Consider the following 22,229-nt stretch of genomic DNA (forward strand, 5'->3'; position numbering starts at 1 on the left):
GGTCAGCGGCGGCGTGAGAACATGCCGCCCTTGCGCTCGCGGCGGTAGCGGCGCTCCCAGCGGTCCATACGGTCCCGGCGGGCGCGGTAGGCGCGGTAGTCGGAGTCCACGCGACCGGCCCCACTGCCCGAACCGGAGGCCGAACCGCCGCTGCGACGCTGGAAGGTGAGCAGTGCGGCCACGACGGCCACCCAGAAGACGATGCTGCCGAGGCTGAGGCCGAAGCCGTAAAGGATCAGGGTGAGAAGGAGCATCCAGAGGATCATGGTGTGTCCTTGCGGGACGGGTCGGGGGCTCCCCTTGCCCCCCGGATGCTCCAAGCTACTCCCGGACAAGGGGAGTTGGCCTCTGAGTTAATGTCGGGCGCCGACGGCTGCCGACTCCGGGGCCCGGCTCAGCCCGCGGTACGGCGGCTCTCCGCGAGGCCGCGCAGGCGCTCCATCTCGCGCCGGTCGCGCTTGGTCGGACGGCCCAGACCCCGGTCGCGCACACCAGCGGCGAGGACGTCCGCGCGGGCGGGCGGCGGCGGACTGTTGTCGATGTACGCCTCGACGGCGAGCGGGGCGCCGACCCGCTTGCGCAGCAGCTTGCCGACCTTGACGACGCGCTCCCGGCCGTCCATGCGCAGCCGCACCTCGTCGCCGACCTTCACCAGGTGGGAGGCCTTCACGCGATCGCCGTTGACCTGGACGTGTCCGGCTCGGCAGGCGGTGCCCGCCTGGGAGCGCGTCTTGGTCAGCCGGACCGACCAGATCCAGCTGTCGACGCGTACGGGCCCGGTGCTGGTGCCGTTCGCTTCTTCCGCCATGCCCCGACTCTAGACGCCGCCCGGCGGGGATCCTCGCGGTTTTGCGCCACCTCGGCGCCACCTCGCTCCGAGCCGTCGGGCGAAGCCGTCGTCCGGAGCCGGTCACCCGAAGCTGTTGTCAGTGGTGTCGGTCACACTGGGGGCATGTGCAGAAGTATCAAGACGCTGAGGCCGCCGGCCATGCCGGAGGAGGCCACCGAGGACGACATCAGGGCTGCCGCGCTGCAGTACGTGCGCAAGGTGTCCGGCTTCCGGGCGCCGGCCGCGCACAACCGCGAGGTGTTCGAGCGTGCGGTGGACGAGATAGCCGAGGCGACGCGGGAACTGCTGGCCGGGCTCGAAGTGCGGGGGGCTCCCGCCAGGAAGCCCGCGTAGGGGGCGCCGGGGCCGACCCCGACCACTCCGGGCCCGGGTGCGCCCGGCTTCGGGCCCCTGTTGGTGCTGCCTGCGACCAGCGCGTGCCCGGCGTCAGGACGCCGTAGCTGTTGCCTGGGGTGGGCGCTGCATGACGTATGCCGCCAGGCCACCCGCCGCGAACAGGGCCAGCACCGACACCGCCGTGCCCAGCCAGGTCGCGCCCAGCCATGCGCCGCCGAAGTAGCCGAGCCCCACGCTGTACGTCGCCCAGGCCACGCCCGCCAGTGCCGACCACGGCAGGAACTCGCGCACCTTGCGGTGGGCCGCGCCCGCGCCCAGCGAGACGACCGAGCGCCCCGCCGGGGCGAAGCGCGCGATGACGACCAGGACGCCGCCGCCCCGGCTGAGTGCGGTGCCGAGTCGTTCCTGCGCCCGTGTCAGGCGGCGGGAGCGGGCGATGGCGCGTTCGAGGCGGGCGCCGCCGCGCCGGGCCAGGCGGTACGCCACCAGGTCGCCCAGGACGGAAGCGGCGGCGGCGCAGGCGGCGAGGGTGAGCAGATCGGTGTGCCCGGTCTGCGCGGCGGCCCCGCCACCCCCGGCGTTCGCCGAGCCGGCCGCCGTGGTGGCCGCGGTGATCACGAGCACCCCGCTGGGCAGCACGGGAAGGAAGACGTCGAGCAGGACCGAGAGCGTGACCACGGCGTAGATCCAGGGGCTCGAAGTCAACGCCCCCACACTGTCCAGCACGTGTTCGCTCCTCTGCGGCTTCTTGGCTCCCCGGACGTGAATACCGCGGTGTCGCGGGGAAGCGGCAGGGGCGGCGGTACAGCCGTACAGCGTACGCCGGGCCCTTTCGAGGTTTCTGTCAGGGGTGGGTGGTGTTACAGCACAGGGAAAGTGGAGCGGGGGTGATCGTGAGGAGCGGAGCACATGGTGTTGAAGATGTCCGCGGTACAGGCCGCCGTCGCGGCCCTGGCGGTGATCGCCTCCGGAGCAGTGGCCCAGGGTGCGGGCGGGAACGGGTTCGAGGTGCCCGCCCGGTTGCGGGCCGAGGCCCGGTTCGCTCCGCCCGGCGCGTTCCTCCCGTCCCCGGCGGTGACGTACGGCATGGACCTCGTACCCGCCGGGGCGTGGATCCAGGTCGAGCAGCGCACGGCGCCGTTCGGGCGGGAGGGGACCACGGTCGTGCTGCGGGTGCGGGGCCTCGTGCCGGGGCACGCGTACGGGGTGCATGTGCACCGGGCCCCGTGCGGCAGCAAGCCCGGGGACGCGGGGGACCACTACCGCCACCGGCCCGCCACCGCGTCGGACCAGGCGAACGAGGTGTGGCTGGACTTCACGCCCGACAAGAGCGGGAACGCCACGGCGGTCGCGCACCATGCCTGGGGGTTCCGGCCGGGCGAGGCCAACTCGGTGGTGATCCACCGGGAGCCCGGCGGAAAGGGGGACCGCCTCGCGTGCTTCACCGTGCCGTTCAGAGCGCCGGGTGAGCATCACCCGGCCGGCTGACGGCATGCCGCTGCCCGGAGTTCGGCGGCTGAACTCCGGGCAGCGGAAGGCGAGTTGAGCTACTGGCGGCGGTGGCGGGTGACGAGGGCCGGGGCGTCACCGCTCGGTGCCGGGGGCTCAGGCGGTGACGGCCTCGCGCTGGGCGTCGCCGGTCGCGGCGGTGCGGCGGCCGGCCAGGATCTGGTCGACGGCGAGCGCGCCGGGGCCGGTGAAGGCGAGGAGCAGGAAGGACCAGCAGTACATCGCGGCGGCCTCGCCGCCGTTCTGCAACGGCAGCAGCGCGGCGGACTGGTGGACGCTGAAGTACGCGTACGCCATCGAGCCGGAGGCGACCAGTGCCGCCACGCGGGTGAACAGGCCGGACAGCACCAGGATGCCGCCGACCAGCTGGATCGCGGCGGCGTACCAGCCGGGCCAGGTGCCCGCCGGGATCGAGCCACCGCCCTGTGCGCCGCCGAACACGCCGAACAGCGAGGCGGCGCCGTGGCAGGCGAAGAGCAGGCCGATGACCATGCGGAACAGGGCGAGCGCGTACGGTCGCGCGCGATCGGTGTCAAGGGTGGGGGAAGCCATGGGGGGGGCTCCTTCGGTTGGGGACGTGACCGAATGGGGTCCCCAGGTTAGGCAGCCCTCACCAATGCTTGCAAGTTCAACATTCTTAATGTCTCGTTTCAGCCGCGTGAATTGAGTCAGGAGGGCAGTCGGGGGTGAGGGCGCGGTCCATGACGGTCGTGAGCCGGGCCGGGCCCTTGTGGCGCCGCCGGGCCTGGTCGAGCCGCAGCCGCGCGGAACGGCCGCGCAGCGTGAGGGTCATGAGCTGGTTGCCGAACCAGGGGCCGCCCGTGCGGCGCCAGTTGACGGCCGCCCGCCCCGCCCGCCCGTGCCGGGCGAGCGCCCGGCCGAGGGCGCGTCCGAGCCGGCTCCAGCCGAAGCGGAATCCGGCTCGCACCGGGGCCGGAATGGAGTTGTGGACCGGCGAGCACGTCAACTGGGCGATGTGAGCGGTGGGTTGGGGCGCGGAAGTTGGCCAGAAGGGCTGGGCCACGTATGCGTGGTGCAGGTCGCCGGACAGGACGCTGATCGTGGCGGGCCCGTCCGGGCCCGTCCCCGCGCGGGCGATCAGATCGGTGAGGTGGTCGAAGGAGGCAGGGAACGCGGCCCAGTGCTCCAGATCGGCGCGCCGCCGCAGATCCTCGCCCACGCGCGCCCAGCGCCGGCCGCGCGAGCCCGCGCACAGCGCCGCGCTCCAGCCCTCGGCGTCATGGACGAACGGAGGCAGCAGCCAGGGCAGCGAAGTGCCGATCAGCAGGTGGTCGCAGTCGCCGGGCGCACCGAGCACCTGCGTCTCCAGCCACTTCGCCTCGCCCTCGTCCAGCATCGACCGCCGCCCCTCCTCCAGGACGCGGGCCGACCGGGTGTCCACCATCAGCAGCCGGGTGCGGCCGAAATCGCGCCGGTAGCTCCACCGGGCGCTCGCCGGATCCGCGTCCGCGCGGGCCGCGAAGGCACGCAGCGCCTCCGTGCCGTCCGGCGCCGCCCGCACCGCCGCGTACAGCGGATCCGCGGCGAGCTCGGCGGGGGAGAGGTTGCCCAGGTGCTGGTGGACCCAGTACGTCATCAGGCCGCTGACCACTCGCTCATGCCACCAGGCGGTGGAGCGCATCCCGGCGAGCCAGGCGGCGCTGGTGTTCCAGTCGTCGATGACGTCGTGGTCGTCGAAGAGGTGGCAGCTCGGCACCGTGGAAAGGAGCCAGCGCACCTCCGGGTCGAGCCAGGACTCGTAGTAGAGCCGGGTGTACTCCTCGTAGTCCGCGACCTCGGCGCCCGGCGCGTCGCGCAGATCCCGGCGCGCGGCCAGCCAGCGCCGCGTGTCCGCCGAGACCGCGTCCGCGTACACCTGGTCGCCGAGGAGCAGCAGCACGTCGGGCCGCTCGGCCCCGGGGGCCGCCGCCAGGCGCGCGGCAAGGGCGTCCAGAGCGTCCGTGCCGGTGAGGTTCGGCGCGCGACGGCAGGATCCGAAGGTGACGCGGAGCTCCACGTCACCTTCGGCCGGGGTGGCGATGGTGCTCGGCGGGAAGCGGGAGTCCTGCGGCGGCCAGAGCGTCCGGCCGCCGAATTGCACCTCGTACGCCGTGGTGGTGCCCGGCGTGAGTCCGCTCACCGGGACCAGGGCGTAGTGGTGCCCGGCGATCTGGAACGTGCCGGCCGTGCCGGACGCGCCGTCGGCGCAGCGCACCCGCACCGTGCCGGGCCGGTCGGTCTCGACCCAGACCGTGGCCTGGCCGCTCGGATCCACGTACCGCAGCAGCGGCCCCAGGCGAAGCCCGGCCATGTGATTCCCCCTCCGTCGCCGGTCCGTTCGTACGGTACGGAACGAGAGGAGCTCGCGACAGGTTTCAACTTCCGCGCTGCCAGAAGGCGTTGAGGCCGCACCGAGCGCGCGTGCGGCGGCCGCCGGCAGCCTGCGAAAGACCGGCGTCGTACGGTGGGCGCGTGCTGCTGCCGGTGAATGTCACGCTCGGGGTCGTCCTGGCCGTCCTGCTGCTCGCCGCGGCGGGTGTCGCCGCGGCCGCGCACCTGGGGCGCCACCGCGAGATCCTGATCGCCGGGGTACGCGCGGCGGTGCAGCTGACCGTCGTCGCCCTGGCGATCCACTGGGTGGTCGGCTCGGTGGGGCTGCTGCTCGGGTTCCTGACGCTGATGTTCGCCGTCGCGGTCCGCACCGCGGGCCGCCGGATGACCGCCAACCGCACCTGGTGGTGGGCGGCGGCCCCCATCGCGGCCGGGGTCGTCCCCGTCGTCGCCGCGCTGCTGCTCACCGGGCTCGTCCCCGTCAAGGGCATCGCGCTGATTCCGGTCACCGGCATCCTCATCGGCGGCGCGCTCACCGCGACCGTGCTCGGCGGGCGCAGGGCGCTCGACGAGCTGACCGTGCGGCGCGGCGAGGTGGAGGCCGGGATGGCGCTCGGCCTGCCCGACCGGGACGCCCGTCTGGAAGTCGCCCGCCCGGCCGCCTCGGACGCGCTGCTGCCCGGTCTCGACCAGACCAGGACGGTGGGTTTGGTCACTCTGCCCGGCGCGTTCGTCGGCATGCTGCTCGGCGGCGCCTCGCCCGTGCAGGCGGGCGCGGTCCAGCTGTTCGTGCTGGTCGCGCTCATGGCCGTGCAGGCGATCGCGGTGTCGGTGGTGCTCGAACTCGTCGCGCGCGGCAGGATGCACCGGGACGTAAGGCCCTGACGGGGCGCCCCGGGCATGGCGTACGCTGGACGGCGCAGAAGGGGAGTAGCTCTTCGCCGGAACGTCGACATACTGCCGGGTCCCTCACGGGTCCTGGCCGGCGCCCGGAGGCGGGTGCCCGCGAGGGACCCGCCAGCGAGACCTTCGGCCGCAGTGACCATGACCATCAATGGCGCTGCCGTGCCGAAGCGACCCCGGATTCAGCTCGGAACTGCTCTCGGTGCGGCCGTGCCCGACCGATTGAGGAACCCCTTCCGTGCTCAGCTTCACGATCATGGCGATCACCTTCGGTGTGATCTTCCTCGCCGAACTCCCCGACAAGACCGCCCTCGCGGGACTGATGCTCGGCACCCGCTACAAGGCCTCGTACGTCTTCGTCGGCGTCGCCGCCGCCTTCGCCGTCCACGTCGTGCTCGCCATCGCGGCGGGCAGCGTGCTGACCCTGCTGCCGCACCGGCTGCTCCAGGCGATCGTCGGCGTGCTCTTCCTCGCGGGCGCGGCGATGCTGCTCTTCAAGAAGGGCGAGGACGACGAGGAAGTGAAGGCGCCCGCCGACCAGTCCTTCTGGAAGGTGTCCGGGGCGGGCTTCATGCTCATCCTGATCGCCGAGTTCGGCGACCTGACCCAGATCATGACCGCCAACCTGGCCGCCCGCTACGACAACCCGCTGTCCGTCGGCATCGGCGCGGTGCTCGGGCTGTGGGCGGTCGCCGGGCTCGGCATCCTGGGCGGCCGGAAGCTGATGAAGCACGTGCCGCTGCGCCTGATCACCAAGGTCGCGGCCTGCCTGATGCTGGCGCTCGCCGGGTTCAGCCTGTTCGAGGCGATCGCGGGCTGAGTCCCGCGGATGTGAAAACGGCCCCCGTGGTAGGACGGGGGCCGTTCGCTTTGGGTCGGCTGCCTCAGCCGGTGATCTCCAGACGCAGGGTGCCGTCGGGCCGCGCGGTGACGGTGACGTGCGTCAGATCGGGGACGTACGCCGTGGGGCCGTGCTCGGCGGCGCGCGGGCCCACGCCCACGACCCGCATCCCGGCCGCCCTGCCCGCCGCGATACCGGCCTCGGAGTCCTCGAAGACGATGCAGTCCGCCGCCTCGAAGCCCAGCTCGGCGGCGCCCTTCAGGAAGCCCTCCGGGTCCGGCTTGCTCGCGCCCACGCACTCGGCGGTGACCCGCACCGCGGGCATGGGCAGCTCGGCGGCCGTCATGCGGGCCCGTGCGAGCGCGGCGTCGGCGGACGTCACCAGCGCGTGCGGCAGTCCGGCGAGCGCGGCCATGAAGGCGGGGGCGCCGGCGACCGGCACGACACCGTCGGTGTCCGCGGTCTCCTCGGCGAGCATCACCTTGTTGTCGGCCAGGTTCTGCTCCATCGGCCGGTCCGGGAGCAGCACGGCCATGGTGGCGTAGCCCTGGCGGCCGTGGACCACCTTCAGGGCGGCCTCGGGGTCGAGGCCGTGGCGATCGGCCCAGCCGCGCCAGCAGCGCTCCACGACGGCGTCGGAGTTCACGATCGTCCCGTCCATGTCCAGGAGGAACGCGCGGGCGGTCAGGACGGTGGTGGTCGCGGTGCTGGCCGACATCGGCGAACTCCAAGGCGCGTGAGCGAGGTGGCACAGAAAAACAAAGGTGACCCCCGCCCGCCGGTCAGGGAGTGCAGGCAGGGATCACTTTGTTTCTCTACGATACAAAACGCGGGGCGGGTCGCGCCACCCGCCCCCCTGTTAGCTCGGTTACTCCGCCCTACGGCTGGTCCGTCATCGACTCCAGGGCGCGCCGGGTCTGCGGCCCGTACACCCCGGCCGGGTCGCCTTCGACGCCCGCGTCCGACTGGAAGGCGCTGACCGCGCGCTCCGTCCTGGACCCGTAGGTGCCGTCGGGGTTGCCGCTGTACAGCCCCAACTGGCTCAGCCGCTCCTGGAGTTCGAGCACCTGGGGCCCGCTGTCGCCGCGCCTGAGGGTGCCACCCGCCGGAGCGAGCGGCTGCCTGCGGGGGCCGTCGGAGGGCTGGGGCGACGCGGACGGGGTGGGCGCCGCTTTCGACGGCCTGGGCGAGGTCGGCCCGGAGGCGGGCGGGGAGGGCGGGGCCGACGGCTTCGGGGCCGCGGAGTGGTGCGCAACCGCCTTCTTCGTACGGGAGGCGACGGCCGAAGGCGTCTGGGCGGGGCCCGTCTCGGCGGCGCTGTACGGAACGGCCGGGTCCGCGGCACCGGGCAGGGCCCGCTTCGGCGCGGCATCCCCGGCGAACAGGTCGCCGGTGAAGGCGGCGGTCGCGATGGCGACGGCGGCGGCAGCACCGACGGCCAGCGCGGCCAGGCGACGGCGGGGTGCGGACCCCCTCTTCGCGGACGGCGAAAGCCCGCCCCGCACGGGCGGCGAGGGATCAGCCTCTTCGGCGTTCGAGTAACGCAGCTCCGTGGCTGTGAACGCGGCGCTGGGGGCGTCTTTCGCGCCCCGGTCGGAGACGGCGTGACGTGGCGCCGGCTGCTGGGCCGGCAGCGCCCTCAGCGGCAGGGTCTCGTCCGTGCCCGGCGGCAGGGGCGGGGTCACGCCGCCCCCGGCCACCGGCGCCGCCTCGGCGTTCGGCAGGGTCACATACGGCCGGATCCGCAGCGGGTCGAAGTCCTCCGTGGCGGCGGCCTGGGCCGAGCGTTCGGCGTGCAGGGTCTCGGCGGCGCGCTCGGCGCAGGAGCAGCCGGATCTGCCGTCCACCCCGCGTTCCGTACCGCATTCAGGACAGCCGTGTCCGGTCATCGTCGGGTCCCCTCCCCTTGGGCTGGCTGCGATTATGCCGGGCGGCCGGCGGGCACCCGGGGTGCGTGGCCAATCCCGGCAGGCCATTTCCGTACATTCCGATCAAGATGGTGAGAGCGAACCGGAGCACACAACGGATGGGACGTGGCCATGGCGCAGGAAACCGCTCCCGCCACCGTCGCCCCCGGTGAGGGGCAGGAACGGCGGACCGTACTGGTCGCCATCGGCGCGCTGCTGCTCGGCATGCTGCTCGCCGCGCTCGACCAGACCATCGTCTCGACCGCGCTGCCGACCATCGTCAGCGAGCTGGGCGGGATGGAGCACCTGTCGTGGGTCGTCACGGCGTACATGCTGGCCTCCACCGCCGCCACCCCGCTCTGGGGCAAGCTCGGCGACCAGTACGGCCGCAAGAAGCTGTTCCAGGCCGCGATCGTCATCTTCCTGATCGGCTCCGCGCTGTGCGGAGTGGCACAGAACATGGGCCAGCTGATCGGCTTCCGTGCCATCCAGGGCCTCGGCGGCGGCGGTCTGATGGTCCTGTCCATGGCGATCGTCGGCGACCTCGTCTCGCCGCGCGAACGCGGGAAGTACCAGGGCCTGTTCGGCGCGGTCTTCGGCGCGACCAGCGTGCTCGGCCCGCTGCTCGGCGGCTTCTTCACCGAACAGCTCAGCTGGCGCTGGGTGTTCTACATCAACCTGCCCATCGGCGTGGTCGCGCTCCTGGTCATCGCCGCCGTGCTGCACATCCCGGTGCGCGGGACGCGGCACACCATCGACTATCTCGGCACCTTCCTGATCGCGTCGGTCGCCACCTGCCTGGTCCTGGTCGCCTCGCTCGGCGGCACGACCTGGCCCTGGGGCTCGGCGCAGATCATCGGGCTCGCGGTGCTCGGCGCGGTGCTGCTCGTGGCCTTCATCGCCGTCGAACGCACGGCGGTCGAACCGGTCCTGCCGCTGCGGCTGTTCCGCATCCGCACCTTCTCCCTCGTCGCGGTCATCAGCTTCATCGTGGGCTTCGCGATGTTCGGCGCGATGACCTACCTGCCGACGTTCCTCCAGGTCGTGCAGGGCGTCTCACCCACCATGTCCGGCGTGCACATGCTGCCGATGGTCCTCGGCATGCTCATCACCTCCACGGCGTCCGGCCAGATCGTCTCGCGCACGGGGCGCTGGAAGGTCTTCCCGATCGCGGGCACGGCGGTCACCACCCTGGGCCTGCTGCTCCTGCACCGGCTCACCGAGACGAGCCCCACGTGGGAGATGAGCGTCTACTTCTTCGTCTTCGGCGCGGGCCTCGGCCTGGTGATGCAGGTCCTGGTCCTGGTCGTCCAGAACGCGGTCGGCTACGCGGACCTGGGCGTGGCGACCTCCGGCGCGACCTTCTTCCGCTCCATCGGCGCCTCGTTCGGCGTCGCCATCTTCGGCACCATCTTCACCAACCGCCTCACCGGCAAACTGTCCGCCGCCCTCGCCGGACAGCCGCTCCCGCCCGGCGTCGGCCCCGGCACCATCGCCGCCGACCCGCGCGCGATCGGCCAACTCCCGCCCGCGGCACGCCAACCCGTGCTGCACGCGTACGCCTCGTCCATCACCGACGTCTTCCTGTACGCGGCCCCGGTCGTGTTCGTCGCCTTCGTGGTCGCGTGGCTGCTGAAGGAGGACCGACTGCGGGGCGCGGTCACCGCGCCCGACGTCAGCGAGACCGTGGCCTCGAACCCCGTCCAGCGGTCCTCGTACGACGAGTGCGCGCGGGCACTCTCCGTCCTCGGAACCCGCGAGGGGCGCCGCGAGATCTACCGGACGATCACGGCGAAGGCGGACCTGGACCTGCTCCCGGCGGCGAGCTGGCTGCTGTTGCGCATCCACAAGTACGGATCCGCCGACCCCGGGATGCTCGCGGAGCGCAGCCCCGTGCCGTTGCACGTCATCACCGAGGCGGCGCGCCAGGTCGAGTCACGGGGCCTGGCCCAGCGCGAGGGCATGCCGATGGTGCTGACGCCGCAGGGCCGCGAGGTGGCGGTCCGTCTGGCGACGGCGCGGGAGGAGTCCCTGGCGGAGCTGCTCGGCGACTGGTGGGGCCCGGACCGTCCCACGGACCTGGTGAAACTGGTGACCGAGCTGACCGAGGAACTCTCGGGCTCGGACGCGGAGCAGCCCAGCGGGCCGCCGGTGCCCCGTGACCATGCGGCGTGAGCGGGTTTTTCACGGGGACGTTCCGCACCATGCGGCGTGAGCGGGCTCTTCACGGGACGTTCGGCCGCGCGGTCTCACAGCTCCTTCGCGAACCAGCGCTCGCTGTAGGGGCCCTGGCTGTACGGGGCCACCTCGCGGTAGCCGTGCTTGGCGTACAGGCCCCGTGCCTCGACCAGATCGTGCCGGGTGTCCAGGGCGAGCCGCCGCGCCCCGAGGCGGCGGGCCGCGTCCTCCAGAGCGGACAGCAGGGCCCCGCCGCCCCCGGTCCCGCGGGCGAAGGGACGCACGAACACCCGGGTGAGTATCGCCGTCGCGGGAGACGTGCCCTCGATCACGGGGGCCTCGGCACACAGCAGGACACCACCGCAGGCAGCGGCCCGGCCCTCGTGGCGGCCGACCACGAAGTCCCCGGTGGGCGGCCGCAGTTGATCGGCGCCGTCATCGGTGAGCCCCGACTCGATCTCCTCGGCGGTGGCGGGCCGGCCGTACCAGCGGCTCGCCACCTCGTCGTAGTAGTCGCGCCGCAGCAGGCTCGCGTCGGGGGTGTCGTACCGCTCGGTGGCCATGATCCAACTCATGGGCACTGCTTATCCCAGCCCCCCTCGCCACGGCCACCGAATTACGCTCACGCCTTGGGCGCCGCCTGCTGCACGACCTCGAAGGACCACAGCTCGGACCCGGAGGCGGCGGGCTTGGGCCGCTCGCCGCCCTCGGCGGAAGCCCCGCCGCCGTGCGCACCCCGCATCGAGGTGGCCATCCAGTTCTGGAAGTCCTCCTCGCTGCGCCAGCGGGTGTAGACGAGGTACTGGTCCGTGCCCTCCGCGGGCCGCAGCAGCTCGAACCACTCGAACCCGTCGGAGTTCTCCACCGAGCCCGCCCGCGAGGCGAAGCGCTTCTCCAGCACCTCGCGCTGGTCGTCCGGCACGGTCAGTACGTTGATCTTTACGACGCTGGGCACGCGACACCTCTCGTCAGAAGGCCCCGGGGGCGGCGCCTTCGCCTCGTTCCTGTACGAGCAGCAGTCTGCTACACGGCCAGGTCAAAGCGGTGTGAGGGCGGATCAGGAGGGCGCGCCCCATCCCGACCGGGCGACCGGCCGTCGACGGAGCCGCGTCCGGATGGTCACCGCGACCGCGACCGCGAGCACCAGCAGTACGCCGCCCACCGTCAACAGCCAGGCAGGCACACCACCCACCGTGAGCAACTCGTTCGTGTACCAAGCGCGTTGGAAGGGAGTGTCGTCGCCGGACCGGTCGAGTTCGTGGTCGCCGGTGATCTGGGACGGTGTGCCGAAGAACTGGGTCAGGGCGGTCAGGTAGACCGGCTTGTCGCGGCCGGTCAGCTCGCCCAGGGCGCCGGAGGGGTGCGCGATCGTGCCCGCGAACAGGGTGTCCGGCGGCGCGCCGCCGATCGTGGAGGCCGTTCGCATCCGGTGGTCGGCCAGTACGTACAGGTTCAGCGTCTGCGGGGTCTTCGCGAGGCGGGAGAGCCGCATCGGGTAGACGACGCGGTCGCTCGCGAAGGTCAGGCTCAGCGGGTCGAGCGGTCCGCCAAGGGTCTGACCCGGCTGCTCGGGGGCGAGCCGGATCGCGACGTACTCCCACTTCTGCTCGACGTACGGCCGCAGTTCGGTGGCGAGGGCCGGCGGCAGCTGGAAGCCGTTGTGCGCGAGCCAGTCCCGCAGCGCCGTCGGGTCGGTCGCGGTGAGGCGAGCCACGTCGAACGGGCCGAGCCGCTCCCTGCCGACCACCTCGACGGGCGGTGTGGCGCCCGCCCTCGGCGCGCCGTCGCCGACACTCCGGTCGTTCGTGAACGGCCAGTCGCCGTCCTGGGGCCAGAAGTACGAGCGGGTGCGGTGCACCGGCGCCGAGAGCGACTCCAGCTCGTCGAAGAGCCGCCGGTCGCCGAGCTTCACCGTCGCCCGGCTCGGCACCGGCATGATCCACGCGGCCCGCGGCGCGTTCCCGTCGACCGTCAGCCTCATGACGATCTGCTCGCTGCGGCCGTCCCAGCGCACCGCCGACGTCTCCTGCTTCACGCTCAACTGCCGCCCGCTCTGCGGCACCATCGCCCCGCAGCCGCACGCGTACGCGGGGGCCACCAGCGAACCCAGTTGCAGCGCCACCAGCGCCAGCACCACCATCAGCGCCCGCCGCCACAGCCTCCGCGTATTCGGCATGTCCGCGTATCCCCCCTCATGTGTTCGACCCGGGTGATCGACGGGAAGTACGACGGCGATACGGGGCTTGTGGTTCCGCTACGTTTCCCGTTTCGGGCGAATCCGGATGACCGTCGGACGAAGTGGCGGTTGCGGTGCCGCGGGCGAAGCCGAGGCCCGGCATCAGGCGCGATGACCGAGGTCACCGACCAGTACGCGGCGATGCCCTCGCTGCCCTTGGCCTGCCGCACCCGCTGTCCACCCTCTGCGCGATCACCGCCACCGCCAACCACTGGGTGCTCGACGCGATCGGCGGCGCCACGGTCGGCGCGGCGGGCTTCGCGCTCGTGCACGTCCTGGCCGGCCCGTGCCGCGTTCGCCTCCCCGGGCCGCCGCCGCCCAGAGCCGCGCCACGGCCGGGCACGGCGCTGCCCGCGGGCCGCGCGGGGAAGGTCACCCCGGGGTGATCTCGAACAGGGCCTGGAGGTAGTCCTCCAAGCGGTCCCTGACGAGCTCCTCGGTGAGGTCGGTGCGGCCGAGTTCGCGCCAGGGGACGGCGACCTTCTCGGCGTCCGGGGCGAAGGCGAGGGCGTCGAGGAGGCGCCAGTACAGGCGGTCGAGCGGGTCGGGCGAGAGCTGTCCGCCCGCCGCGACGTACTCATCGGCGAAGGCGAGGCCGGCCGGGGTGCCGTACAGGAGGGCGAGGTTGGTCGAGCAGTGGGCCACGTCCAGGTCGGCCGGTCCCCAGGAGGTCTCCACCCAGTCGACCACGCCGCTGATCCGCAGCTCGGTGCCGGGCGTCCCGGTGAAGAGGACGTTGCCGGGGTGGAAGTCGCGGTGCAGGAACACCGGCCGGTGGGCGGGCGGTTGGCGTCGGATGACGTCGATGGCGCGCTGCCAGAGTCCGGGACGCCGGGTGGATTCGGGCACCCGGACGCGGTCGGGGGAGGTCCAGGCCTCGTAGCCGCGGGGACGGTCGTGCTCGTCGACCTCCACCCGGTGGATGTCGAGGAGCTGGCGCGCGAGCAGCGGGGCGCGCTGGGCGGAGCCGGCTGCGTCGATGCGCACCTGGCCCGGGAGCAGCGACATGAGCAGCGAGGGATGTGCGCAGTGCTCGGCGCCCGGGTCGACGGCGATGAGGCCGGCGGCGGGTACACCGGTGCGGGCCAGCAGCGTCAGGACGTCGGCCTCGCGCATGAGCAGCCCGGCGGCGTGCCGTACGTAGAACTCCTTGACGAAGGAGCGCAGGACCACGGAACGCGGCCGCTCGCCGCCGACGTCCAGCCGCCGCATCCGTGAGGTCCAGCCGCCGCGCAGCGGGACGGCGCGCTCGACCGGCGCGTCCCGGCCGACGCTCTTCTCCACCCACAGCCGGGTCGCGGCCCAGCCCTCGTCCGTCCCCGCCTCATCGATCACGGGGCGAGCGTAGCGAGGGCGCCGGGAGGAGACAGGGGCGGGGCGTAGGAGGATGGCCCCTGCCTCCCGGCTGAGGGGGATGGGTCAACTGCGCTTCACCTGGAGTTCCTTGATGCCGTTCAGCCACGCCGAGCGCAGCCGGCGCGGGTCGCCCGCGAGGTGGAGGCCGGGCAGTACGTCGGCTATGGCGTTGAAGATCAGGTTGATTTCGAGCACCGCCAGGGACTTGCCGAGGCAGAAGTGCGGGCCCCCGCCGCCGAAGCCGAGGTGCGGGTTGGGGTCCCGGGTGATGTCGAAGCGCTCGGGGTCCTCGAAGACGTCGGGGTCGTTGTTCGCGGACGAGTAGAAGATGCCCACCCGGTCGCCCGCCTTGATCTTCTGGCCGCCCAGTTCGGTGTCCTGGGTCGCGGTGCGCTGGAAGGAGACGACCGGGGTCGCCCAGCGCACGATCTCCTCGGCCGTGGTGTCGGGACGCTCGCGTTTGTAGAGTTCCCACTGGTCGGGGTGGGTCAGGAACGCGTGCATGCCGTGGCTGATCGCGTTCCGGGTCGTCTCGTTGCCCGCCACCGACAGCAGGATGACGAAGAAGCCGAACTCGTCCGAGAGCAGATTGCCCTCGCCCTCGGCCGCGACCAGCTGCGAGACGATGTCCTTGGCCGGACACTCCTTGCGCGCCGCCGCGAGGTTCATCGCGTACGACACCAGCTCCATCGCCGCCTCGGCGCCGATCTCCTCGGTGATCGCGTACTCGGGATCGTCGTACGCCGCCATCTTGTTGGACCAGTCGAAGATCTTGGTCCGGTCCTCCTGAGGGACGCCGATCAGTTCGGCGATGGCCTGGAGGGGGAGTTCGACGGCGATGTTGGTGACGAAGTCGAAGGTGCCGTCGTTCTTGTTGGCTTCGGACAGCGCCGCGTCCACGATGCCGCGGGCCCGGGTGCGCAGGGCGCCCTCCAGGGAGCGGATCGCGCGCGGGGTGAAGCCGCGCTGGACGATCTGGCGGACCCGGGTGTGCTCGGGCGGGTCCATGTTCAGCATGATCAGCTTCTGGACCTCGATCTGCTCGCGGCTGATCGATTCGTTGAAGCGGATCACCGCGGTGTTGGTGTTGGAGGAGAACAACTCCGGGTGGGTGGAGACGTACTTGACGTCGGCGTGCCGCGTCACCGCCCAGTAGCCCTCGTCCTGGAAGCCGGAGATTCCGGCCGGCTGGGCGCACCACCACACCGGCGCGGTCTGCCGCATCTGGGCGAACTCCGGGTGAGGTACGCGGGATTGGAGCAGATCGGGGTCGGTGAAGTCGAACCCGTCGGGCAGGTGGGGGCAACGCATTGGCCACTCCATGTCTGACGGCCCATCAGATGTGTCCCGAAAGGTAGTAACGGGTTCTACAACTGGCAAGGCTTGCGGCAGCATCTGTTGCCGTTCGAACTCCCCATGCGGGGCGTGCACAACCCTTGCGTACCCGGGGTAGCTCTCATAAGACTGCACTCAGAACTAGAACGCGTATCAGTTCGTGGCCGTGCGGTGCCGGGACACCCAGCGGCTGTGTCAGGAGAGGACGAGCTCATGGCCGCGGAACCCGTCATCGTCGAAGCCGTACGCACGCCCATCGGCAAGCGCCAAGGCGCGCTCGCCAATCTGCACCCCGCCTATCTGCTCGGTGAGACCTACCGGGAACTCCTCGGCCGCACCGGCATCCACGCCGACTGCGTCGAGCAGATCGTCGGCGGCACGGTCACCCACGCCGGCGAACAGTCCATGAACCCGGCGCGCAACGCCTGGCTCGCGGTGGGGCTGCCGTACGAGACCGCCGCGACCACCGTCGACTGCCAGTGCGGCTCCTCGCAGCAGGCCAGCCACATGGTGGCCAACATGATCGCGGCGGGCGTCATCGACGTGGGCATCAGCTGCGGTGTGGAGGCCATGTCGCGGGTGCCGCTCGGCTCCGGGTCGAAGCACGGACCGGGAAAGCCGTGGCCCGACGAGTGGAACGTGGACCTGCCGAACCAGTTCGAGGCGGCGGAGCGGATCGCCCGCAACCGGGGGCTGACCCGGGAGCGGGTCGACTCCCTCGGCCTCCTGTCGCAGGAGCGGGCGGCGGTCGCCTGGGGCGAGGAGCGCTTCAAACGGGAGACGTTCGCCGTGCAGGTGCCCACGACGGAGGAGGAGCAGGCCGCCGGGCAGGGCATGTGGCGCCTCGTCGACCGCGACGAAGGCCTCCGCGACACCTCGATGGAGGCGCTCGGGCGGCTCAAGCCGGTGATGCCGACGGCGGTGCACACGGCGGGCAACTCCTCGCAGATCTCCGACGGTTCGGCGGCGATCATGTGGGCGTCCAAGCGGATGGCGCGGGCGCTGAAACTGCGGCCCCGGGCGCGGATCGTGGCGCAGGCGCTCGTCGGGGCCGATCCGCACTACCACCTCGACGGTCCGATCGACGCGACGCGGGCGGTCCTCGGCAAGGCGGGGATGTCCCTGCGGGACATCGACCTCGTGGAGATCAACGAGGCCTTCGCGTCCGTGGTGCTGAGCTGGGCGCAGGTCTTCGAGCAGGACCTGGAGAAGGTGAACGTCAACGGCGGCGCGATCGCGCTGGGACATCCGGTGGGGGCGACGGGGGCGCGGCTGATCACGACGGCGCTGCATGAACTGGAGCGCCGGGACAAGGAGTTCGCGCTGATCACGATGTGCGCGGGGGGAGCGCTGGCGACGGCGACGATTATCCAGCGCCTGTAGAACCGCTTCGCCGGGCTCTGCCCGGACCCGCTCCTCAAACGCCGAAGTCGCGGTGGACCACGGCCCGGCACGGGGGAAGGGCCCCGGTCGTCGACCAAGGTGTGGTCGACCACAGCGGGGCCCTTCGGAAGTCGGCGCCGCAGATCGTGCGGCTCTTCGACTCCACTGCCGGTACGGCGGCTCAGTACCAGCTGTTCTGCTGCCAGAAGTTCCAGGCGCCACACGGGCTGCCGTAGCGCTCCTTCATGTAGTTCAGGCCCCACTTGATCTGGGTGGCCGGGTTGGACTTCCAGTCGGCGCCGGCCGAGGCCATCTTCGAGCCGGGCAGGGCCTGGACCAGGCCGTAGGCGCCGGAGGAGGCGTTGGTGGCGGACGGGTTCCAGCCGGACTCGTGGTTCACGATGTTGCTGAAGCACTGGAACTGGTCGGACGGCATCATCTGCTGCGCGATCGCCTGGGCGCTCGTCGGGGCGGCCTGGGCCGGGACGGCGGCCATGGCGACACCGGTGGCGGCGAGCAGGGTGGCACCGGCGGCGGCGATGGACTTCTTACGAGCGGTGATGCGAGCGGCGAAAGACAACGAAGGACCTAACTTCGGGGACGTGGGCGGTCGCGCTCCGCCGACGGTTCGAAGACCTCCACGGCGAGGGAACCTGTAACGAATCGGCCCGACTTGCGGACCGGGCGGTTCCGGCGACTCGAACAGTTGTAACTGGCTCGACGGGTGGCCGCAATGACCCCATTTACTAGCGGGAGTCGCAAGAGGGGTGAAACGTCCCCACGGGTGTAAGAGTCCGATAAGTGCAGGTCAGTACCGCTATGAGGGGTCGCTTGGATCATGCTGTGGGGCCACTATCGGGCCTCGTAGAGGGCGAAGGTCCTGTGGGGGGCCTCACCCCGGCGGGACCCTTCTCAGGCCTCAAATGTGACCTGGGCCTCGAAGTTGGCGCGCCGCGTCGCGCGTCTCAGTGCCTTGAGGACGGTGGCGCCGAGCGCCAGGGTCAGCACGACGGTGAGTGCCGCCCGCCCCAGGTCCCAGCCCAGCGAGGTGGCCGCGCAGTACGCGAAGAAGCGCAGCAGGTTCTCGGGCAGCGGATCGCCGGGGTGGAAGGAGATCCCCGAGGACATCCCGCCGATGTAGGTCCAGCCCTGGAGGTTCATGACCGTGCCGTACGCGAGTGAGGCGAGTGAGCCGTAGAGCGCGAGCAGGGCCAGCTCGGCCCTGCCGCGCAGCCGGTGGGGGCCCGGCAGTAGGCCGGCACCCATCGTGAACCAGCCCATCGCGAGCATCTGGAACGGCATCCACGGCCCGACCCCGCCGGTCAGCAGGGCCGAGGCGAACATCGTCACCGAGCCGAGTACGAAACCGAAGCCCGGCCCGAGCACCCGGCCGCTCAGCACCATCAGGAAGAACATCGGCTCCAGGCCCGCCGTGCCGGCGCCCAGCGGGCGCAGCGCGGCGCCCACCGCGGCCAGGACACCGAGCATCGCGACGGCCTTGGCGTCCATGCCGTCGTCGGCGATGGTGGCGACCACCACACCGACCAGGAGCGGGAGCAGCGCGGCGAAGAGCCAGGGGGCGTCCTGCGAGTGAGCGAGCCCCGAATCCCCGTCGGCGAGCAGCGGCCAGCCGAAGGCGGCGGCACCGATGAGGGTGATCAGTGTCAGGGCGATGACCGCGCGGGGGCCGAGCCGTACGGCTCGTACTGCTCGTACGTCCTTTGTGTCCGGGGTCACGACAGGGCCTCGCGGACCTGGGCGACGGTGAGCCAGTGCTGGGGGGCGAGGACCTTGGCGACCTGCGGGGCGAAGGCGGGGGAGGAGACGACGACCTCGGCGGTCGGGCCGTCCGCGACGATCTCACCGCCCGCGAGGATCACGACACGGTGCGCGAGCTCCGCGGCCAGCTCCACGTCGTGGGTGGCCAGGACGATGGCGTGCCCCTGGCCGGTGAGCTCCCGGAGCACGGCGACGAGACGGGCCTTGGCGGCGTAGTCCAGACCGCGGGTCGGCTCGTCGAGGAGGAGCAGGGGCGGGCGGCCGGTAAGGACGATCGCCAGCGCGAGGGCCAGGCGCTGGCCCTCGGACAGGTCGCGGGGGTGGGTGTCGTCCCGTACGCCGGGCAGCAGCGCGGAGACGAGTGCGCGGCAGCTTCCGGGAGCGGCCTGGGCGTCCTCGTCGGCGGTGGCGCACTCCGCCGCGACGGTGTCGGCGTACAGCAGGTCGCGCGGCTCCTGCGGTACGAGGCCGACCTCGCGGATCAGCTCGGGCGGCGGGGTGCGGTGGGGGACGCGGCCGCCCACGCCGACCGTGCCCGCGGTCGGCTCGATCAGGCCGACGAGGGTGGCGAGCAGGGTGGACTTCCCGGCGCCGTTGCGGCCCATCAGGGCGATGGTCTCGCCGGGGGCGACGGTGAGGTCCACGTGGCGCAGGGCCTCCACGCGGCCGCGGCGTACGCCGAGAGCGGTGGCGGTTGCGACGGTGGGGGTGCGGGGGGTGCGGGGGGTGGCCGGGGGGCGGCGGAAGAGGGTGGCCAGGGTTCGCCTTGCGGCGGCGGGCCGGGGGCGGCTTTCGGCCCCGGGCCGGTGGGCCTGCGTCTGGCCTCCGGCCAGGCCGTGTTTCCCATCCGCACCACCCGTACTAGTCGGTGGATACGTGCGGGTCCCCTCGCGGGGAGTTCCCGCCGTCGGCGTCCGCGGGTCGTGGGTGGGGGCCGCGCCGGTCGTGCCGCCGGGCGGGCTGGTGCGGGCCTGCCCGTGGGATTCCTTCGCCGTTGGCGTCCGCCCCCCGTCGGCGGGGGCCGCCTGCGGCGGATGGCTGCGGTTGGAAGCCGCCTGAGGGGTGAAGGGGGCCAGTTGGTCGCGCAGGACTGCTGCCCTTCGGCGGGCGTCTCGTACCGACAAGGGGAGCGGGGTCCAGCCCGCAAGGCGGCCGAGAGCCACCACCGGGGGGTGGACGGGGGAGATCTTCATGATGTCGGCGGGGACGCCCATGACCGGCGGGGCGCCGGGGGAGGGCAGCAGCACGACCTGGTCCGCGTACTGGACCACCCGCTCCAGGCGGTGCTCCGCCATCAGGACCGTCGTGCCCAGGTCGTGGACCAGGCGCTGGAGGACCGACAGGACCTCTTCGGCGGCCGCCGGGTCGAGCGCCGAGGTCGGCTCGTCCAGGACCAGGACCTTCGGGTGCGGGGTGAGGACCGAGCCGATCGCGACGCGCTGCTGCTGGCCGCCGGACAGGGTGGCGATGGGACGGTCGCGCAGCTCCGCGAGCCCGAGCAGGTCGAGGGTCTCCTCGACGCGGCGGCGCATGACGGCGGGCGCCAGGCCCAACGACTCCATTCCGTAGGCGAGTTCGTCCTCGACGGTGTCGGTGACGAAGTGCGCGAGCGGATCCTGGCCCACCGTGCCGACCAGGTCGGCGAGCTCGCGCGGCTTGTGGGTGCGGGTGTCGCGGCCGTCGACGGTGACCCGGCCGCGCAGGGTGCCGCCGGTGAAGTGCGGAACGAGGCCCGACACCGTACCCAGGAGAGTCGACTTGCCGACCCCGGACGGGCCGACGAGGAGCACCAACTCCCCTTCGGGAATGGCGAGTTCGACCCCCTGGATGGTCGGCTCTTGGGCGGAGTCGTACGTGACCGACACGTTCTCGAACCGGATCACGCGGACTCCTTCGGTGGAACGGGTGCGACGAACGCCGGGAGCAGACCGGCGAGCAGCGACAGGGCGGGCCACAGCGGCAGGCTCGGCGCGGTCAGCGGGACGACACCCAGGGTCAGGGCCTGCGGGGCGTACGTACCCGCCCAGAGGGTGAGTGCCGCGACCGCCGCGCCGGAACCGGCCACCAGCCAGGACCGGCCGCCCCAGCGGTCGGGGCGGTAGCGGGTGCGGATCTGGCGGCGGCCGCCGAGGCGGAGCCCGGCGAGGGCGGCGAGCAGCCCGGCGGCGAGTACGGGAAGGCCCCCGGCGCCTTCGGCGGCGAGCAGCCCGTACGTTCCGGCGCACACCCCGAGGAGGCCGCCAAGGGTGAGGATGGTGGTGGTGTGCCGTACGGCGGGCGGGACCTGGGCGGTGCGGCCGTAGCCGCGCGCGTCCATCGAGGCGGCCACCGCGACCGAGCGCTCCAGGGCGCCTTCCAGGACCGGCAGGCCGATCTGTGCGATCGCCTTGATGCCGCCGGTGGGGCGGCCGCGCAGTCGCCGCGCGGTCCGCAGGCGTACGACGTCGGCGACCATGTTCGGCGCGAAAGTCATCGCCACGACCACGGCGACACCGGCCTCGTACAGCGCGCCCGGCAGCGACTTGAGGAGGCGGGCGGGGTTGGCGAGCGCGTTCGCCGCGCCCACGCAGATCAGCAGGGTGGCGAGCCGGGCGCCGTCGTACAGCGCGAAGAGCATGCCCTCGGCGGTGACGCGGCCGCCGACGCGGATGCCCTTGGCCCAGTCCGGGAGCGGGAGTTCGGGCAGGTTGAGCAGGGTGTGGCTGCCGGGGATCGGGGAGCCGAGGACCAGGTTGAAGGCGAGACGGATGCCGACCACGAACAGGCCGATCCTGATGAACGCGGTGTACGAGCGGGCCCAGGGGGCGTCGGTCTTGCGGGCGGCCACGACGTAGCCGGCCACGCCGACGAGGAGGCCGAGCAGGAGGGGGTTGTTGGTGCGTGACGCGGCGGTGGCAAGGCCCAGCGCCCAGAGCCACCAGGCGCCGGGGTGCAGTGCGTTGCCCCGGGTCGCGGCGGGGGCGGCGAGGACGCGGTGTGCGGCTGCGGGCCGGCGGGTGTGCGCGTGGCCTTCGGCCGGGCTGTCCTTCCTGCCCGCACCACCCGTACTGCTCAGGGGATGTGTGCGGGTCTTCGCGCGCGCGTCACGAGCCGTCGGCGGCAGCCGAACGGGGGCTTCGGGCGGGGTGCGCGTGGGAGGGAGCGGGTTGGCGGGGGTCGCCTCGTGGGGAGCGGCCGCCGTCGGCGTCCGCCCGCTGTCGGCGGGGCCCGCCTGCGGCGGTGTTCCGCCTGCGGCGCGGGTCGCCCCCGGCAAATGCCCCTCGCTGTCGTCCTCGGAAAGCATGC

23 protein-coding genes are annotated in these 22,229 nt (G+C 72.5%); 7 read left to right on the forward strand and 16 right to left on the reverse strand.

Annotation, left to right across the window (positions count from 1 at the left end):
- Positions 1–2: 2 nt before the first annotated feature.
- The gene (locus tag OG522_RS25945; protein WP_329465399.1) at positions 3–266 is read right to left on the reverse strand and encodes a hypothetical protein; all 264 of its coding nucleotides are present in this window, start codon (positions 264–266) and stop codon (positions 3–5) included.
- A gap of 128 nt (positions 267–394) precedes the next feature.
- Positions 395–808 (reverse strand): RNA-binding S4 domain-containing protein, encoded by a 414-nt coding sequence (locus OG522_RS25950; protein ID WP_329465400.1) that lies wholly within the window; start codon positions 806–808, stop codon positions 395–397.
- Between the two features lie 144 nt (positions 809–952).
- Between OG522_RS25950 and OG522_RS25955 the strand changes: the two genes are divergently transcribed.
- Positions 953–1,183: a DUF2277 domain-containing protein gene (locus tag OG522_RS25955; protein WP_329465401.1), complete on the forward strand. Its 231-nt coding sequence runs from the start codon at positions 953–955 to the stop codon at positions 1,181–1,183.
- 93 nt (positions 1,184–1,276) lie between these two features.
- Here OG522_RS25955 and OG522_RS25960 read toward each other — a convergent pair whose 3' ends face one another.
- Entirely contained in the window at positions 1,277–1,912 is a 636-nt protein-coding gene (locus tag OG522_RS25960; RefSeq protein WP_329465402.1) for a DedA family protein, read from the reverse strand.
- 195 nt (positions 1,913–2,107) lie between these two features.
- Between OG522_RS25960 and OG522_RS25965 the strand changes: the two genes are divergently transcribed.
- Complete coding sequence (locus tag OG522_RS25965; protein ID WP_329465403.1) at positions 2,108–2,674, forward strand: superoxide dismutase family protein; 567 nt, start codon at positions 2,108–2,110, stop codon at positions 2,672–2,674.
- A gap of 117 nt (positions 2,675–2,791) precedes the next feature.
- On the opposite strand, the gene OG522_RS25970 is transcribed toward OG522_RS25965, so the two are convergent.
- Positions 2,792–3,247 carry a DoxX family protein gene (locus tag OG522_RS25970; RefSeq protein ID WP_329465404.1) on the reverse strand — a complete coding sequence of 152 codons (456 nt, stop codon included), beginning with the start codon at positions 3,245–3,247 and terminating at the stop codon, positions 2,792–2,794.
- An 85-nt stretch (positions 3,248–3,332) separates the two neighbouring features.
- On the reverse strand, positions 3,333–5,006 hold the full coding sequence (locus tag OG522_RS25975; RefSeq protein ID WP_329465405.1) for an alkaline phosphatase D family protein: 1,674 nt from the start codon (positions 5,004–5,006) through the stop codon (positions 3,333–3,335).
- Between the two features lie 161 nt (positions 5,007–5,167).
- Between OG522_RS25975 and OG522_RS25980 the strand changes: the two genes are divergently transcribed.
- Together OG522_RS25980 and OG522_RS25985 are read left to right on the forward strand one after the other, a co-directional pair.
- Positions 5,168–5,911, forward strand: coding sequence for an ABC transporter permease (locus tag OG522_RS25980; protein WP_329465406.1), 744 nt, complete (start codon positions 5,168–5,170; stop codon positions 5,909–5,911).
- A 256-nt stretch (positions 5,912–6,167) separates the two neighbouring features.
- The gene (locus tag OG522_RS25985) at positions 6,168–6,749 is read left to right on the forward strand and encodes a TMEM165/GDT1 family protein (RefSeq protein ID WP_329465407.1); all 582 of its coding nucleotides are present in this window, start codon (positions 6,168–6,170) and stop codon (positions 6,747–6,749) included.
- 64 nt (positions 6,750–6,813) lie between these two features.
- Here OG522_RS25985 and OG522_RS25990 read toward each other — a convergent pair whose 3' ends face one another.
- Positions 6,814–7,488, reverse strand: a complete 675-nt coding sequence (locus OG522_RS25990; RefSeq protein WP_329465408.1) for an HAD-IA family hydrolase — start codon at positions 7,486–7,488, stop codon at positions 6,814–6,816.
- Positions 7,489–7,648: 160 nt separating this feature from the next.
- On the reverse strand, positions 7,649–8,617 hold the full coding sequence (locus OG522_RS25995) for a peptidoglycan-binding protein (protein WP_329465409.1): 969 nt from the start codon (positions 8,615–8,617) through the stop codon (positions 7,649–7,651).
- Positions 8,618–8,809: 192 nt separating this feature from the next.
- Here OG522_RS25995 and OG522_RS26000 point away from each other — a divergent pair, with 192 nt between their 5' ends.
- Positions 8,810–10,852 (forward strand): MDR family MFS transporter, encoded by a 2,043-nt coding sequence (locus tag OG522_RS26000; RefSeq protein WP_329465410.1) that lies wholly within the window; start codon positions 8,810–8,812, stop codon positions 10,850–10,852.
- 74 nt (positions 10,853–10,926) lie between these two features.
- On the opposite strand, the gene OG522_RS26005 is transcribed toward OG522_RS26000, so the two are convergent.
- The 3 genes from OG522_RS26005 to OG522_RS26015 form a co-directional block, all read right to left on the reverse strand.
- Positions 10,927–11,430 carry a GNAT family N-acetyltransferase gene (locus OG522_RS26005; protein WP_329465411.1) on the reverse strand — a complete coding sequence of 168 codons (504 nt, stop codon included), beginning with the start codon at positions 11,428–11,430 and terminating at the stop codon, positions 10,927–10,929.
- 47 nt (positions 11,431–11,477) lie between these two features.
- Complete coding sequence (locus OG522_RS26010; RefSeq protein ID WP_329465412.1) at positions 11,478–11,810, reverse strand: antibiotic biosynthesis monooxygenase family protein; 333 nt, start codon at positions 11,808–11,810, stop codon at positions 11,478–11,480.
- A 102-nt stretch (positions 11,811–11,912) separates the two neighbouring features.
- Entirely contained in the window at positions 11,913–13,031 is a 1,119-nt protein-coding gene (locus tag OG522_RS26015; RefSeq protein ID WP_329465413.1) for a DUF2330 domain-containing protein, read from the reverse strand.
- Between the two features lie 122 nt (positions 13,032–13,153).
- Between OG522_RS26015 and OG522_RS26020 the strand changes: the two genes are divergently transcribed.
- On the forward strand, positions 13,154–13,477 hold the full coding sequence (locus tag OG522_RS26020; RefSeq protein WP_443074752.1) for a phosphatase PAP2 family protein: 324 nt from the start codon (positions 13,154–13,156) through the stop codon (positions 13,475–13,477).
- On the opposite strand, the gene OG522_RS26025 is transcribed toward OG522_RS26020, so the two are convergent.
- Both OG522_RS26025 and OG522_RS26030 read right to left on the reverse strand, forming a co-directional pair.
- Positions 13,464–14,426, reverse strand: coding sequence for a phosphotransferase family protein (locus OG522_RS26025; protein ID WP_329465414.1), 963 nt, complete (start codon positions 14,424–14,426; stop codon positions 13,464–13,466). The two genes, OG522_RS26020 and OG522_RS26025, sit on opposite strands and share 14 nt — an antisense overlap.
- Positions 14,427–14,510: 84 nt before the next feature.
- On the reverse strand, positions 14,511–15,758 hold the full coding sequence (locus OG522_RS26030) for a cytochrome P450 (RefSeq protein WP_329465415.1): 1,248 nt from the start codon (positions 15,756–15,758) through the stop codon (positions 14,511–14,513).
- Between the two features lie 237 nt (positions 15,759–15,995).
- Between OG522_RS26030 and OG522_RS26035 the strand changes: the two genes are divergently transcribed.
- Positions 15,996–17,165 (forward strand): steroid 3-ketoacyl-CoA thiolase, encoded by a 1,170-nt coding sequence (locus tag OG522_RS26035; RefSeq protein ID WP_329465416.1) that lies wholly within the window; start codon positions 15,996–15,998, stop codon positions 17,163–17,165.
- 181 nt (positions 17,166–17,346) lie between these two features.
- Here the strand turns inward: OG522_RS26035 and OG522_RS26040 are convergent, their stop codons facing one another.
- The 4 genes from OG522_RS26040 to OG522_RS26055 all read right to left on the reverse strand — a co-directional run bounded on the left by OG522_RS26040 (position 17,347) and on the right by OG522_RS26055 (position 22,227).
- A complete protein-coding gene (locus tag OG522_RS26040; protein ID WP_329465417.1) occupies positions 17,347–17,745 on the reverse strand; it encodes a transglycosylase SLT domain-containing protein in 399 nt (132 codons plus the stop codon).
- Between the two features lie 332 nt (positions 17,746–18,077).
- Positions 18,078–18,902, reverse strand: a complete 825-nt coding sequence (locus tag OG522_RS26045; RefSeq protein WP_329465418.1) for an ECF transporter S component — start codon at positions 18,900–18,902, stop codon at positions 18,078–18,080.
- Complete coding sequence (locus OG522_RS26050) at positions 18,899–20,827, reverse strand: ABC transporter ATP-binding protein (RefSeq protein ID WP_329465419.1); 1,929 nt, start codon at positions 20,825–20,827, stop codon at positions 18,899–18,901. The genes OG522_RS26045 and OG522_RS26050 overlap by 4 nt, the downstream gene beginning before the upstream one ends.
- Positions 20,824–22,227, reverse strand: coding sequence for an energy-coupling factor transporter transmembrane component T (locus OG522_RS26055; RefSeq protein WP_329465421.1), 1,404 nt, complete (start codon positions 22,225–22,227; stop codon positions 20,824–20,826). The genes OG522_RS26050 and OG522_RS26055 overlap by 4 nt, the downstream gene beginning before the upstream one ends.
- Positions 22,228–22,229: the final 2 nt, after the last annotated feature.

This window comes from Streptomyces sp. NBC_01431, assembly GCF_036231355.1.
Taxonomy (GTDB): domain Bacteria; phylum Actinomycetota; class Actinomycetes; order Streptomycetales; family Streptomycetaceae; genus Streptomyces.

Coding starts and splice junctions, on each gene's coding strand:
- OG522_RS25945 (WP_329465399.1), bottom strand. CDS start 266: ATGATCCTCTGGATGCTCCTTCTCACCCTGATCCTTTACGGCTTCGGC.
- OG522_RS25950 (WP_329465400.1), bottom strand. CDS start 808: ATGGCGGAAGAAGCGAACGGCACCAGCACCGGGCCCGTACGCGTCGAC.
- OG522_RS25955 (WP_329465401.1), top strand. CDS start 953: ATGTGCAGAAGTATCAAGACGCTGAGGCCGCCGGCCATGCCGGAGGAG.
- OG522_RS25965 (WP_329465403.1), top strand. CDS start 2,108: ATGTCCGCGGTACAGGCCGCCGTCGCGGCCCTGGCGGTGATCGCCTCC.
- OG522_RS25970 (WP_329465404.1), bottom strand. CDS start 3,247: ATGGCTTCCCCCACCCTTGACACCGATCGCGCGCGACCGTACGCGCTC.
- OG522_RS25975 (WP_329465405.1), bottom strand. CDS start 5,006: ATGGCCGGGCTTCGCCTGGGGCCGCTGCTGCGGTACGTGGATCCGAGC.
- OG522_RS25990 (WP_329465408.1), bottom strand. CDS start 7,488: ATGTCGGCCAGCACCGCGACCACCACCGTCCTGACCGCCCGCGCGTTC.
- OG522_RS26000 (WP_329465410.1), top strand. CDS start 8,810: ATGGCGCAGGAAACCGCTCCCGCCACCGTCGCCCCCGGTGAGGGGCAG.
- OG522_RS26005 (WP_329465411.1), bottom strand. CDS start 11,430: ATGAGTTGGATCATGGCCACCGAGCGGTACGACACCCCCGACGCGAGC.
- OG522_RS26015 (WP_329465413.1), bottom strand. CDS start 13,031: ATGCCGAATACGCGGAGGCTGTGGCGGCGGGCGCTGATGGTGGTGCTG.
- OG522_RS26030 (WP_329465415.1), bottom strand. CDS start 15,758: ATGCGTTGCCCCCACCTGCCCGACGGGTTCGACTTCACCGACCCCGAT.
- OG522_RS26035 (WP_329465416.1), top strand. CDS start 15,996: ATGGCCGCGGAACCCGTCATCGTCGAAGCCGTACGCACGCCCATCGGC.
- OG522_RS26055 (WP_329465421.1), bottom strand. CDS start 22,227: ATGCTTTCCGAGGACGACAGCGAGGGGCATTTGCCGGGGGCGACCCGC.